12 protein-coding genes are annotated in these 12,794 nt (G+C 61.8%); 7 read left to right on the top strand and 5 right to left on the bottom strand.

From position 1 onward, the window contains the following. Positions 1–36 precede the first annotated feature (36 nt). Both SJQ66_RS15385 and SJQ66_RS15380 read right to left on the bottom strand, forming a co-directional pair. Positions 37–1,461 (bottom strand): ATP-binding protein, encoded by a 1,425-nt coding sequence (locus SJQ66_RS15385; RefSeq protein WP_320534979.1) that lies wholly within the window; start codon positions 1,459–1,461, stop codon positions 37–39. A gap of 1 nt (position 1,462) precedes the next feature. Further along, on the bottom strand, positions 1,463–2,185 hold the full coding sequence (locus SJQ66_RS15380) for a response regulator (protein ID WP_036009843.1): 723 nt from the start codon (positions 2,183–2,185) through the stop codon (positions 1,463–1,465). 390 nt (positions 2,186–2,575) lie between these two features. Between SJQ66_RS15380 and SJQ66_RS15375 the strand changes: the two genes are divergently transcribed. Beyond that, a complete protein-coding gene (locus tag SJQ66_RS15375) occupies positions 2,576–3,307 on the top strand; it encodes a response regulator (protein WP_024903525.1) in 732 nt (243 codons plus the stop codon). Positions 3,308–3,423: 116 nt separating this feature from the next. On the opposite strand, the gene SJQ66_RS15370 is transcribed toward SJQ66_RS15375, so the two are convergent. Both SJQ66_RS15370 and SJQ66_RS15365 read right to left on the bottom strand, forming a co-directional pair. Beyond that, the gene (locus tag SJQ66_RS15370; protein ID WP_024903526.1) at positions 3,424–4,191 is read right to left on the bottom strand and encodes a flagellar basal body L-ring protein FlgH; all 768 of its coding nucleotides are present in this window, start codon (positions 4,189–4,191) and stop codon (positions 3,424–3,426) included. A gap of 55 nt (positions 4,192–4,246) precedes the next feature. Then, positions 4,247–4,438 carry a DUF6726 family protein gene (locus tag SJQ66_RS15365; protein WP_081764925.1) on the bottom strand — a complete coding sequence of 64 codons (192 nt, stop codon included), beginning with the start codon at positions 4,436–4,438 and terminating at the stop codon, positions 4,247–4,249. 715 nt (positions 4,439–5,153) lie between these two features. On the opposite strand from SJQ66_RS15365, the gene SJQ66_RS15360 reads away from it, so the two are divergent. Further along, on the top strand, positions 5,154–5,792 hold the full coding sequence (locus SJQ66_RS15360) for a peroxiredoxin (RefSeq protein ID WP_024903528.1): 639 nt from the start codon (positions 5,154–5,156) through the stop codon (positions 5,790–5,792). Positions 5,793–5,893: 101 nt separating this feature from the next. Here SJQ66_RS15360 and acuI read toward each other — a convergent pair whose 3' ends face one another. After that, positions 5,894–6,895 (bottom strand): acrylyl-CoA reductase (NADPH), encoded by a 1,002-nt coding sequence (acuI, locus tag SJQ66_RS15355; protein WP_390174008.1) that lies wholly within the window; start codon positions 6,893–6,895, stop codon positions 5,894–5,896. A 209-nt stretch (positions 6,896–7,104) separates the two neighbouring features. Here acuI and SJQ66_RS15350 point away from each other — a divergent pair, with 209 nt between their 5' ends. The 5 genes from SJQ66_RS15350 to SJQ66_RS15330 all read left to right on the top strand — a co-directional run bounded on the left by SJQ66_RS15350 (position 7,105) and on the right by SJQ66_RS15330 (position 12,737). Then, on the top strand, positions 7,105–7,881 hold the full coding sequence (locus tag SJQ66_RS15350; RefSeq protein ID WP_024903530.1) for a queuosine precursor transporter: 777 nt from the start codon (positions 7,105–7,107) through the stop codon (positions 7,879–7,881). 109 nt (positions 7,882–7,990) lie between these two features. Then, on the top strand, positions 7,991–8,980 hold the full coding sequence (locus tag SJQ66_RS15345) for a DnaJ C-terminal domain-containing protein (protein WP_046152262.1): 990 nt from the start codon (positions 7,991–7,993) through the stop codon (positions 8,978–8,980). A gap of 42 nt (positions 8,981–9,022) precedes the next feature. Continuing rightward, positions 9,023–9,313: an acylphosphatase gene (locus SJQ66_RS15340; RefSeq protein ID WP_046152263.1), complete on the top strand. Its 291-nt coding sequence runs from the start codon at positions 9,023–9,025 to the stop codon at positions 9,311–9,313. Between the two features lie 423 nt (positions 9,314–9,736). Further along, positions 9,737–10,783: a glycosyltransferase family 9 protein gene (locus SJQ66_RS15335; protein WP_082102427.1), complete on the top strand. Its 1,047-nt coding sequence runs from the start codon at positions 9,737–9,739 to the stop codon at positions 10,781–10,783. 256 nt (positions 10,784–11,039) lie between these two features. After that, on the top strand, positions 11,040–12,737 hold the full coding sequence (locus SJQ66_RS15330) for a Na+/H+ antiporter (RefSeq protein WP_320534978.1): 1,698 nt from the start codon (positions 11,040–11,042) through the stop codon (positions 12,735–12,737). Positions 12,738–12,794 lie beyond the last annotated feature (57 nt).

Raw genomic sequence — 12,794 nt, 5'->3', positions numbered from 1 at the left:
GGCGGGGTCATCCGGTAAGCCGTGGGCCAGGCCGGCCTAATGCAAGGCCGCCACGGGGCGGTCGATCGATGGGTCGACAGGCAGCAGGACGCTGACGACCAACCCGCCATCGGGCGCATTCTCTATCTGGTAGCGGCCACGGCGCTTGCGCGCGAGGCGCGCCACGATCGCCAGCCCCAGCCCGCAATGACCATCGCCGCTTCGCGCCGGGTCCAGGCGCGCGAACGGCTTACCGGCCTCCTCGATCAGATCTTCCGGGATGCCGGGGCCATGGTCTCGCACCTCGAACACCCAATGGTCCCCATCACGCCGCGTGCGCAACTCCACCGGCGCACTGCCGTGCTCAAGCGCGTTGTCGACCAGGTTGCTGGCCAGACGATCGATCAGGGTACGGGGCAAAGTGAAAGCAGGGCCCGCACGCAGATGCTGCACAAACAGCGTTTCCTCACCCGTTTCGGGCATCGAAAACTGCGCCCGGATAAACGCATCGACGCTGATTTCCGGGCCATCCGCCGGCTCCGATCCGGCAAATTCCAGGAACTGCTGGACGATATGCGTCAGCGAATCGACGTCACGCGTGAACTGCAAGCGCGCTTCGTCGTCGACTAATACGCTGGCGCGCAACTTCATTCGCGTCAACGGCGCTTTCAGGTCATGTGCAATGCCCGCCAGCATGAGGATCTTTTCATCCTCGCTCTGGCTGAGCTGCCGCATCATCTGATTGACCGCGTGAATCAGCTCGCGCACTTCTCGCGGTCCCTTCTCGGCCACCAGCGGCGGCCGCTCGCCCTTGCCGAAGCGGCGCGCCGCCTGCGCGACGCGCGCCATCGGCCTTTGCATCTGCCAAGCGGCGCCAATCGACAACAGGACCGCCGCGATCAACATGGCGGCGGACTCCAGCAAGACCGGCGGCGGCGGCGGCGGGTCCAGCGAAATGACAATCCAATTCGGTTCGCGCGAATCGGCCGGGCTGGCGGTGTTCGATGCCGCAGCCGTTGCGGCAGGCGCTGGATAGCGAACCCAGAGGCGATCTCGCGGTGATCCGGTTTCGATGCCGACCAGCGTCCCGGCCGGGAGATTCTTGCGCATGGCATCGAGTAAATGCCCCATCGGACCATCGATCTGACTATGCCAGTTGCCATCGCGCGGCCGTGCCGACTCCGGCAGCAGCATCACGCCATTTACCGGCGATAGCCCCGGATCGCCCGTCGCGTCATTGTGCTCCGCCTGCAGCAGCATCAACAGGCCACGCGCATAGCCGTTCGCCTGGTTGCGCGGCCCCTGTATCGCCAATACAGCAAACCAGGCGGCTTGTACCGCGAACAGGACCAGAATGGCAAACACCGCCATTCGCCCGAACACAGTATCGAATGGCTGTGATGGACGATGGCTGTCCGTATTGTCTGACCCGTCACTGCCGGCCTCGACGCCGGTATCGGCGCGGCCGGCCCGAAAACGCATATCAGGTTGCCTCGACATTGGGCACGAAGACGTAGCCCTTGCCGCGCACCGTCTGGAGATGTCGCGGATTTGACGGATCTTCCTCGATCAGCCGGCGTAGCCGCCATACGGGTACGTCGAAGCCCCGATCGCGGAAGCTGAGCGCTTCGCCACGCAATAGGTGGTGTAGATACTCGCGCCCGAGCACCTTGTACGGATGACGAACAAAGACGTTCAATAGCGCCAGTTCGCTGTCCCGTAATGGCAACGGCTTGCTGTCGGCGAACAGTCGTCGGGACTGGCTGTCGAAACGAAAGCGTCCGAAGGCAAAGACTTCGGCGGATTCCGTGCGACCCGCGGAATGCGAAACCGGGTTCGCTACCTCGCGGCGTAACACCGAATCGATCCGCGCCATCAACTCGCGCGGCTCGAACGGTTTGACAATGTAGTCGTCGGCACCCAGTTCGAGGCCTGCCACCCGGTCCCCGACGCTGTCACGCGCCGTCACCATGATGACGGGAATATCGTCCCCGCTATCGCGGAGCGCGGCAAGCGTTTGCATGCCATCGGCGCCCGGCATCATCACATCGAGCACGATGAGCGACGGGCGCCCTTCCGCCAGGCGCGCACGCAAGCCGTCGCCATCCGCCAGGGTGGAGACCGCATAACCACGCGGTTCGAGATACCGGCTCAGCAAATCGCGTACGGCCGGGTCGTCGTCAACAATCAATACGGAGGTATCCATGGTGCGATTCTAACGGGACCGCCGCCCGAGGCAAGGACGCACCGGACATCTCAATATTACCCCCGCTTACGAGGCGGATGCGCATGTCGCACCCGTACTGGCTCGGGTTGACAGTAGACGACGCCCCGGTTTACCCCGCCTCCGGTACATTTTTTATACCAAGAGAAATGGAAAACATGACCGAACGCCACTGAAATGCGCGTTTATTGCTATCTTTTTTCATCGGCCTACCCATTCATGGCGCCAAATCCCGACGGCCCCGCGCATGCCGTCAGCCACCCCGCCAAGCCACTTGAAAGCCGCCCACCCGCCCCGTTTGCGGCAAGATTCGGAAAGACACACCGATACGATGGGGTCGCGCTTCCGCCAGTCGGCTATTAGAATTAAGACATGAATAATCATGTGCTCATCGTCGACGACGATCCGGTCGTGCGAGATCTGATCCGCGATTACCTGCAACAGCGCGGGTTCGCGGTGTCCGTGCTGCACCATGGCGCCGGATTGCGCCGGCGCATCGAACAGGAGCGCCCGACCATCGTCGTCCTGGACGTGATGATGCCCGATGTGGACGGCATCACGGCGTTGCGCGAGCTGCGCGCGTCGGGTGACGACATCCCCGTCCTGTTCCTGTCGGCACGCTCCGACGCCATCGATCGCATTATCGGCTTGGAACTGGGTGCGGACGACTACCTGCCGAAGCCGTTCGATCCACAGGAATTGGTTGCACGCATCCGGACGATCCTGCGCCGTCGTGGCGCGGCGCCGCCCGGATTGCCGGAAAGTCGGCCGCCGTATCGCTTCGGCCCGTTCGAGGTCGATTTTGCCGCGCGGGAATTGCGGCGCGACGGCGAGCGCCTGCCGCTTTGCGAGAGTGAATTTGCAACGCTGCAAGTCTTTGTGCGCAACGCCATGACGGTGATGAAGCGCTCTCGCTTGAGCGAGTTGCTGCACGGCCAGTCGGACGGGGTGCGTGACCGCAATCTGGATGTGTCGATCTGGCGCTTGCGCCGTGTCATCGAAAGCGATCCGTCCGAGCCCAGCTATATCCAAACCGTATGGGGCAAGGGCTATATCTTTGTGCCGGACCGCGAGCTGGGCGCGGCGGAACACTTACCGCATTAAGTCGTGCTTACCACCGTGCATACGCGGACGACACGTTACGCGTTGCCATGGCGGAACGCGGCGCGCGGATAAAAACGGGGACGCCGGCAACCAGCCTCCCCGCCTTTTACAAACGATTAATAGTTCGCTGCCTGGTTATGCAGCCAGCCACTATGCGTGGTGGTGCGCAACGCACCATCGCCCTGCTGTTCGATCCGGGCATTGGCGACACGTGTCGACGACACGAGGTTACCCGGCTGAATATCGATCGGATTGACGATGCCGGAAAAACGGACAAGCTGGTTGTCGTTGTTCGTGGCGATCATCCGGTCCCCGGCGACCATCAAGTTACCGCTGGGCAACACCGAGATGACGGATACCGACAATGTACCGTTCAACGTGCCGCCGCCCGTGATCGACCCCTTGCTCTGGAACTTCGAATTTGCCGAGCCGATGTTGAATAGCTTGGACAGCGTGATGGGGATGCCGGTCGTCCGGCCGTCGGCAACCTTCGCGGTGACATTACTGTCGCGGTTCAAGTCCATCTGCGCCGAATTCGATGTCTGGAAGTTCTCCTCCAGTTTCACCGTCAACAGATCACCGACATGACGCGCGCGCGGTGATTCATAAAGCGCCATCGCCGTGCCGGGCTGGTAGATGCCGCCCTGCTCAGCCAACTGCGTTTGCGGATTCATCAACGGCGGATAGGTGGGCACCTTGACGATCGACTGCTGTCCACCACAAGCCGATAACGCCATCAAGATCACGGTTGCCGTGGGCCAAGCAACGACGCCCGCCGCACGGCGGGACGGAACAGCGGTAAAACCATGGGAACGTGGCTTCATCATGCACTTCGGTCGATAATCGCGCGTCGTCCGCGCAAGCGCCTTGTTCCGCGATGCCATACACCACCTTCGTCGACATCGACGAAGGCGTCAGCGCCGTACTACCGGGCTACGATCAATCGATGGCCGCGGCGCAACCATCGAACGGCGTGGCCACCGCATGGCCGATACCCGGCACGATTTTCACGGTGGCGGCCACCGCCCGGCATGGGAATGCGAGCAGACCGCATCCGCCAAGCTGGGACAGCGCCGCCGCCACGAACACCCACAGTACAGCGCGCGATACGCTACGCGGAACAAGTTTCATCACAGTCGAGCCAAAGACAGTTCACCAAGCCGGAAAATATCTTCCGGCACGCTAGACGGCCCCGCTTCGAACCGTCCGATTCCACGAATCACACAAACCTTCGCCTGCCGCTGCCGCCTCCTGCCGCCCTGGTTCGTGCCGCGCTCTCCGAGCTGTCCAGCCCGCTAGAGTCGCATCATGCCGCCACGTGCACCATTCCGATCGGGCGAAGATATGGCGTATTTCTTCAATCCTTACGAACCCTTACCTGGAGGCCTTCCCCAGTAAGAAAGACATCGCTTCCTGCTTGAGACCTGGTCGCCTGGCAAGACACGGGCAGGACAAAACCTGTCGCGGCATGGTTCGTGGCGGTAGTGTGGCAGCAGGCAAGGCAACGCCGGGAAGCTTGCTGGCACAGATACCGCGTTAACGGCCGCTTTCGGAAAACTTTCAGTTTTTTCCCATGCGCCTATCGGATGCCGACGTGCGCGTTGGCCCTTCCGGAATGTCCGCAAGGTTCGGCCATCGGGCGACAAAGGGCCTCACGCCAGGGAAGAATCCATGCCGGGACGAATGCTTATCCGAATCTGAGCGTAACGAGCGACGGCGATCTGATAGCATGATTCGCCATCAGCCGTGCGCTTGCGCAGGCTGCTGGTTCCGCCGACCTCGGCAGCAGCGTGATGCCGTGGCACCGGCCCGATTTGCAACATCCGTCACAAACATGGAGTGCGATATGAGTCTCTTTCTCGGCGACACCGCCCCCGATTTCGAACAGGATTCCTCCATCGGCAAGCTGAAGTTCCACGAATGGGCTGGCGATTCCTGGGTGATCCTGTTTTCCCATCCGGCCGATTTCACACCGGTCTGCACGACCGAACTGGGCTTGACCGCGAAGTTGAAGCCCGAACTCGACAAGCGCAACGTAAAGGCGCTGGCCCTGTCGGTGGACAGCGCCGAGTCACATACGGACTGGATCAAGGACATCGAGGAGACGCAGAAAACCGTCGTCGGTTTCCCGATCGTCGCCGATCATGACCGCAAGGTCGCCTCGCTGTACGGCATGATTCATCCGAACCAGTCGGCGACGGCAACGGTGAGATCCGTGTTCATCGTCGATCCGAAGAAGAAGATTCGACTGACACTGACCTACCCGATGAGCACGGGCCGGAACTTCGACGAGATCCTGCGCGTCATCGATGCACTGCAATTGACCGATGGCTATAGCGTGGCCACGCCGGGCAACTGGCGCGACGGCGACGACGTCATCATTCCGCTGACGATCAAGGACGAAGCGGAGCTGAAGCAGAAGTTCCCAAAGGGATACAAGGCTGAGCGCCCGTACCTGCGCGTGACGCCACAGCCGAATAAGTAACATTCAGCACCACGCCTGGGCAGCTGCGCTGCGACGGCAGGCAAATCCACGGCGTGCAGGTGACCCGTCCGCGCGCCAATACCCGCCCGCCGGCGAACGGGTCAGCGATTGACATCCACCACCAGGCGGCCGCGTACTTTGCCGGCCAGCAGGTCGTCGGCGGCACCGATGGCCGCTTCCAGGCCGATCACGTGTGTCATCGTTTCCAACATGGCGGGATCGAGATCCTCTGCGAGCCGTTGCCAGGCGCGCTGCCGTTTCTCGCGGGTCTGATAGACGCTGTTGATGCCCCTCAACGTGACGCCACGCAGGATGAACGGCGCCACCGTAGACGGAAAATCCATTCCCTGGGCAAGGCCGCACGCGGTGACGATCCCCTCTTGCCGCGTTGCCGCGCAGGCATTTGCCAAGGTATGGCTCCCGACGCAATCGACAACGGCGGCCCATCGCTCCTTCACAAGGGGCTTGCCGGGTAAGGAAAACGTCGCGCGATCAATCACATCGCTGGCACCCAATCGCCGGAGATAGTCCTGCTCCGCCATGCGCCCGGTGGAAGCGACTACCGTGTAGCCGAGCTTGCGCAGCAGGGCCACGGCGACACCTCCGACGCCGCCGCTGGCGCCCGTCACCAGGACCTCGCCGGAAGCCGGCCGGACGCCATGCGCCTCGATCGCCAGCACCGACAACATCGCCGTATAACCGGCGGTCCCGATCGACATGGCCTGGCGGGTGTCGAAAGCGAGGGGCAGGGGAATCAGCCAATCGGCGCGCAGCCGGGCGCGCTGGGCAAGCCCTCCCCAGTGCGTCTCGCCGATCCCCCAGCCGTTGACGATCACTTCCTCGCCTGTCCGATATCGAGAATCCGCGCTCGACTCGATAACCCCGGCCAGGTCGATGCCCGGCACCATCGGAAATTGACGGACCACGGCACCCTTGCCGGTAATGGCCAGCGCATCCTTGTAGTTCAATGTCGCATGATCGATGCGGACCGTGACATCGCCTGGTGGCAATTGCGCATCCTGCAATCGCTGCAGACGTACTTTCGCGCCGTGCTCCAGGTACAGCGCGTTGAACGTCCCGGACATTTCGGATGGGGTAGACATCGGTTGGCCTCCCGCCTAGCGGCGTTGTATACGAAGACCGGCTGCGGGCCGGTGAATCTCAGCAGGATAAACGCATCGGGCCAACCGTGCCGCCCCAGGCGAAACGGCCACGCGTTTTTCGACTTCAGGCACAATGAGTCCTGACCGGCCGCGGCCGGCCTCAGCCCCCTACATCGTCGCACTCGTCCAGATCGTTGCTCCGGCCCGCCATGCACAAGCCCTTACCTACGACATCCGAGCTCCCGCCGCCCGGTCAATCCGCCGGCACCAGTGGCGAGTCCGCCTTGCGCCCACGCTTCCGCTACTACGACCTGTTTCTCGCCGCCTTTGTCGTCGTGCTGATCTGTTCGAACCTGATCGGCGCGGGCAAGGTCGCGGTGATCGACCTGCCAGGCCTCGGGCTGGTCTCGTACAGCGCCGGGGTGCTGTTTTTCCCAATATCCTATGCGTTCGGCGACATCATGACCGAGGTCTACGGTTACGCATACGATCGACGCGCCGTCTGGACCGGATTTGGCGCCCTGATCTTCATGGCCGTGATGTCGGCCATCGTACTGGCGTTGCCTGCGGCGAATTCCGACTATATGCACGGCTATCAGCAGCACCTGGAAGGGGTGTTCGGCAATACGCCACGCATCGTCGTCGGCTCGATTGTCGCGTTCTGGACCGGCAGTCTGGTCAACGCCTTTGTGCTGGCGAAGATGAAAATCCTGACATCCGGCCGCATGCTCTGGCTGCGCACCATCGGCTCGACGGCGGTGGGCGAGGCGTTCGATTCGTCACTGTTCTACGTGATCGCGTTCTACGGGATCTGGCCTACCAGCCAGGTCTGGCATGTCGCGCTGGCGCAGTACCTGCTGAAGACCAGTTGGGAAGTGCTTGCCACGCCGCTTACCTACTGGATCGTCGGCTGGCTCAAGCGCGTCGAGCATCATGACCACTATGATCGCGACACGAATTTCACCCCGTTCCGCCTGCGTGCCTGAGGCGGTACTGGAAATCTTGCATCCTGCCCCCACATAGGCACAGGATGCAGGTATGTACAGGCACAGCCGGGAGCAGACCCGGCATATAGACAGCGGACGATGTAAGCGGATGAAGTACAAGGACTACTATGCCATCCTCGGGTTGAAACGGACTGCGTCGGCGGACGATATCAAGGCCGCATATCGGAAACTCGCGCGCCAATATCATCCGGATGTGAACAAGGCGGACGACGCCGAGGCACGCTTCAAGGAAGTCGGCGAGGCTTACCAGGTCCTGAAGGATCCGGAAAAGCGGGCGGCCTATGATCAAATGGGCAGCAACTGGCGCAACGGCCAGGACTTTCAGCCACCACCGAACTGGAACACGGGTTTTGACTTTGGACGCCGTGGCGGCACGGGGGGAGCGCAACAAGGCGAGTTTGGCGATTTCAGCGATTTCTTCGAGTCGATGTTCGGCGGCGCGACGCGCCGCGGTCCGGGTTCGACCGGTGGCACGACCGGTGCGGGAACATCCCGCCGGCGAGGCAGCACGGCGGCGGGGCAGGATCACCACGCAAAGGTCAGCATTGATCTGGAAGATTCCTACCAGGGCGCACGGCGCACGATCACGCTGCGCATCCCGACCGTGGATGCGCTCGGCCGGGCGTCCACGCAGGAACGCACGCTCGATGTCACCATCCCCAAAGGCGTACGTGAGGGGCAGCATTTGCGACTGACTGGCCAGGGCGCACCGGCGCCCGGCAGCGGCAAGGCGGGCGATCTCTATCTGGAACTGACGTTTGCGCCGCACAAGCTGTACAAGGTGGAAGGTCGCGACGTGTCGCTGGAATTGCCGCTGGCGCCCTGGGAGGCCGCGCTAGGGGCAACGGTTTCCGTGCCCACGCCGGACGGCACGGTGCAGTTGACCATCCCGCCGAATACCGCGGCGGGCCGCAAGCTGCGCCTCAAAGGCAAAGGGATTCCCGGTTCGACACCAGGGGATCTTTACGTGAACGTGCAGATCGCCTTGCCGCCGGCAGGCACCAGTGCCGCGCGTAATGCCTATCTGGCCATGGAGCAGGCGACGCATTTCGACCCCCGCGCGCATTGGACTGTTTAAATTTAAGTAGCACGTCCCCTTCGCCGACGTCGGTGAAGGGCGATGCACTCTTTCGACATGGATATTGAAACCTACGCAATTCGCGTCAGTGGTCGCGTTCAAGGCGTTGGTTATCGTGCCGCGGCCGTGCGGCGCGCGCATTTGATCGGCGTCCGCGGCTGGGTACGCAACGTGGCCGATGGGACGGTCGAAGGTGTCATACAAGGGTCTGTGGATCAGGTCGACCGGATGCTCGAATGGCTGCGACTGGGGCCGCCGATGGCCCGTGTTGAAACCGTCGATAGCGAACGCATCCCGGACGACCGCCGTTTCAGTCATTTCGAGCAACGTTAGCCCTCGTCGACATCAACTTCGATCTTTTCGGCTCCCGGTTTTTCGCATGCTTATCTCACAATTCATGACGAATTAACCGAGCCTTTCGGCAAACATCCACGATTGACGATATATTATAAGGTCGCTGTCGAGGGTGAATCTTTAAAACCCGACTTCATTTTGTTTTTGTACAGCAAAATCATTTGCTTAAAAAAGCTTTGATCTACTTTGCGCAATGGCATGTTTCCGCGCGCTATTGATCAGCACAAGCAAATCGGAGAGTGCGTTGAGTACGATCTGTCGCGAGCCATCTCGTTATGCAGCCCTTCCGTCTTACGGTGCCTTGTCGCGCGACATGCCGCCCTTACGGGGCGCGGACCATCGCGCGGGACCGTACGCAGAAAGAAAGCGGCTCCCCGACGTCATCGTGAGGGGGCGCGGTAAATGTTGGCCAGCGTAAACCACTCCTACGCTTTCGTGATGTCGCCGCGCCTGGGCGACTCGCTGCTATCGATGATCGTGGTACACAACCTTGCCCGGCATGGCTACAGGATCAAGGTGTTCGGTGACCAGATTCATGCGCTGCGCGATTGGTTTCCCGGCTTCGACATCGCGCCTGGATTAACGCCGCATGACGCGTCCTCGGCACTTGCGCCGTATGACGTCATCTTGCACGCTTACCATGCGGACAAGGTGCTTCCCCCCGGTGACCGGCATGCGAACGTCATCGTGATGGACGATTGGCCCATTTATCGACAAATCAGGAATATGGTCGACATTCAGCTCGACGTGTGTCGCGTGCATTTCGGACTGACGGATCTGGTTCGGGAAAATGGGATAGCGCAGCTACCGTCGTCGGCCGTACGGGCAACCGCACCGGGCGAATCAGAAAGATCGCGGCGGCCGCTGACACCGCGCGGCGACATGCGCCGGGTGGTGATCCACCCGGTTGCCAGCGATTCGCAGAAAAGCTGGCGGCCCAAACGGTTTGTCGCATTGGCGCTGCAATTGCGTGCACGGGGTTTCGACCCGGAATTCGTGCTGCCGCAATCGGCACTGGAGAACTGGCGATGGCTGCCGTCGTACGGTCTCCGCGCATATGCCTCGCCTGATCTCAGCCAGATTGCCGAGCGGATCGTCACGGCAGGCTGGGTGATCGGCAACGACTCGGGACTAGGCCATCTCGCGTCAAGCCTCGGCGTTCCGACTGTGGCGTTGGCGATGCGTCCTCGTATTGCCGCGCGTTGGCAACCGGGCTGGGCACCATCGGAAATGGTGCTGCCGCTACCCGTTGTGCCGGGACGCTTCCTGAAAGAGACGTGCTGGAAATACCTGGTATCTTCGGCGCGTGTATTAAGAGCGTTCGATATCCTGCGACGGCGCTGCGGCATGCCGGTCACGTTGCACGGTAATGCATATGCGCCGACCAGTCCAACGCTTGCACCCCGTCCCGGCACGGACCCGGCGACGGACGCGCGGCGGGCGAACTGATCAATAAAGTGTTGCAACGTTAACCGCATCGTGACAATGCGCGGTGCGACGCCGAGGCTTGTTTACGGTATTTTTGCGTAGGCGAAGATTGCACCGAGTGATACGCGTACGCCGCGCCGTGGGTCCGTTAAGCCGGTACCGGCTGCTACCTGCTCGCCTCCGTCCGCACTACCTCCGTGTTTTGCCCTTTGCCTCTAAGGACTGGTTTGCCCCCAGCCTGTCGCCCCGCTTATTTCGAGATCCCGATTCCCCGCTGATGCAAACCGTTTTCACCGTCCTCATCCTGCTGCTTGCCGTGGCGCTGTCGGGTACGGCTGCCAGGCTGATCCGCTTCCCCATCCCGTTGCCGTTGATACAGATCGCGATCGGCAGTGTGCTGGCATGGCCGCGTCTGGGCCTGCACGTGACTTTCGTGCCGGATGTCTTCCTGCTGTTGTTCATTCCTCCCTTGCTGTTCGCCGATGGGTGGCGGATGCCAAAGCGGGAGCTGTTTCATTACCGGCGGCCCATCCTGATGCTGGCGCTCGGCCTCGTGTTTTTCACGGTGGGGGGGCTTGGCTATTTCATTCATTGGCTCGTGCCGACAGTGCCGCTACCGGTCTCGTTCGCCTTGGCTGCCGTGTTGTCGCCAACCGATGCCGTCGCGCTGTCCGGCATCGTGCCGCGCGGCAGGCTGCCGCTACAGTTGAAGCACATCCTGGAAGGTGAGGCCCTGCTGAACGACGCATCGGGACTTGTCGCGTTCAAGTTCGCGGTGGCGGCCGCGCTGACCGGCACGTTTTCGATATGGCAGGCATCCATCAGCTTTGTCGTGATTGCATTGGGTGGGCTGGCGATGGGCGTGGCGCTGACCTGGCCATTCAACTGGCTGCGCCAGAAAATTGCCCAATTGTCCGATGATGACGACCCTGGCGTGCAGATCATCCTGATCCTGCTGCTGCCGTTCGCGTCCTATATTCTGGCCGAACACCTGGGCTTGTCCGGCATTCTGGCAGCGGTGGCCGCCGGCATGGCGATGAATTTCACGACGGACCTGAGCACCGAAAGCGTTGCCACGCGGATGCGCGGCGCCAGTGTCTGGGCCATGATCGAACTGATTTTCAACGGCTTTGTCTTCATCCTGCTTGGACTGCAGTTCCCATCGATCATCGGCAGCGCACTATTGGAAGCGCATCACCTCCATAACGGCGAGTTGGCCGCGTTGATCGAGTACGTGCTCGCGATTTCCATGGTCATGCTTACGCTGCGGATGGTCTGGGTCTGGGCGCTGCGCTGGCTGTCGAGCCGGCATATCGCGAAAATGGGGATTGATAATGCGATTCCCGGATTGCGTGTAGCGGCCATCACGTCACTTGCCGGGGTACGCGGCGCGGTAACCCTGGCGGGCGTGTTGTCGATTCCGCTGACGATGAACGATGGCACGCCATTTCCCGGGCGCGACCTCGCGGTATTCCTCGCCGCCGGCGTCATTATTTTTTCGCTGGTGGTGGCCACCATCGGGCTGCCATTGGCACTCGGACGGATCAAGGACCTTGGCGGAGAACGCGAGCGACGCGAGGAGCGCGAAGCACGGGCCGCCGCCAGCGCCGCCGCGCTGAAGGCGATCGAGGTCGAGTACGAGCGGATGCGCGATTTACGCGCCGAACGGGGACATGAGGAAGACGGGCTGGCTGCCGATATCGCCGCGCAGGTCTCGGCCGCGTACAAGCGTCCGCTACATCTGCTGGCCGATGGTGGCGATATCGACGAATCGTTGCGCGACCGCGCGCGCCGCTCGGAAAAAATCGCGCGCCGAATGCATATCGCGGCATTACGTGCCGAGCGCAGCGAATTCTTTCGGCGCCAGGCCAGCAACGCGATAAACGATGAAACGTTGACTCGCCTGCTGCGGGAGACCGATCTTGCCGAATCCGCGATCTTGCTCCGCGGCGGCCGAGGTACGGCGTCACACTGATTCCGTGCGGGATTGATCAAATATAGGGAGATGCCTGAACAGGCACGAAAGTTGCAA

The sequence above is a fragment of the Robbsia andropogonis genome, assembly GCF_034047095.1.
GTDB classification, from domain to species: Bacteria; Pseudomonadota; Gammaproteobacteria; order Burkholderiales; family Burkholderiaceae; genus Robbsia; species Robbsia andropogonis.
The sequence above is the reverse complement of the archived record's forward strand: the minus strand, read 5'-3'. Positions and strand labels throughout refer to the sequence as shown.

Coding starts and splice junctions, on each gene's coding strand:
- SJQ66_RS15335 (WP_082102427.1), top strand. CDS start 9,737: ATGTTGGCCAGCGTAAACCACTCCTACGCTTTCGTGATGTCGCCGCGC.
- SJQ66_RS15385 (WP_320534979.1), bottom strand. CDS start 1,461: ATGCGTTTTCGGGCCGGCCGCGCCGATACCGGCGTCGAGGCCGGCAGT.
- SJQ66_RS15360 (WP_024903528.1), top strand. CDS start 5,154: ATGAGTCTCTTTCTCGGCGACACCGCCCCCGATTTCGAACAGGATTCC.
- SJQ66_RS15340 (WP_046152263.1), top strand. CDS start 9,023: ATGCACTCTTTCGACATGGATATTGAAACCTACGCAATTCGCGTCAGT.
- SJQ66_RS15370 (WP_024903526.1), bottom strand. CDS start 4,191: ATGGCATCGCGGAACAAGGCGCTTGCGCGGACGACGCGCGATTATCGA.
- SJQ66_RS15345 (WP_046152262.1), top strand. CDS start 7,991: ATGAAGTACAAGGACTACTATGCCATCCTCGGGTTGAAACGGACTGCG.
- SJQ66_RS15380 (WP_036009843.1), bottom strand. CDS start 2,185: ATGGATACCTCCGTATTGATTGTTGACGACGACCCGGCCGTACGCGAT.
- SJQ66_RS15365 (WP_081764925.1), bottom strand. CDS start 4,438: ATGAAACTTGTTCCGCGTAGCGTATCGCGCGCTGTACTGTGGGTGTTC.
- SJQ66_RS15375 (WP_024903525.1), top strand. CDS start 2,576: ATGAATAATCATGTGCTCATCGTCGACGACGATCCGGTCGTGCGAGAT.
- SJQ66_RS15330 (WP_320534978.1), top strand. CDS start 11,040: ATGCAAACCGTTTTCACCGTCCTCATCCTGCTGCTTGCCGTGGCGCTG.
- acuI (WP_390174008.1), bottom strand. CDS start 6,895: ATGTCTACCCCATCCGAAATGTCCGGGACGTTCAACGCGCTGTACCTG.
- SJQ66_RS15350 (WP_024903530.1), top strand. CDS start 7,105: ATGCACAAGCCCTTACCTACGACATCCGAGCTCCCGCCGCCCGGTCAA.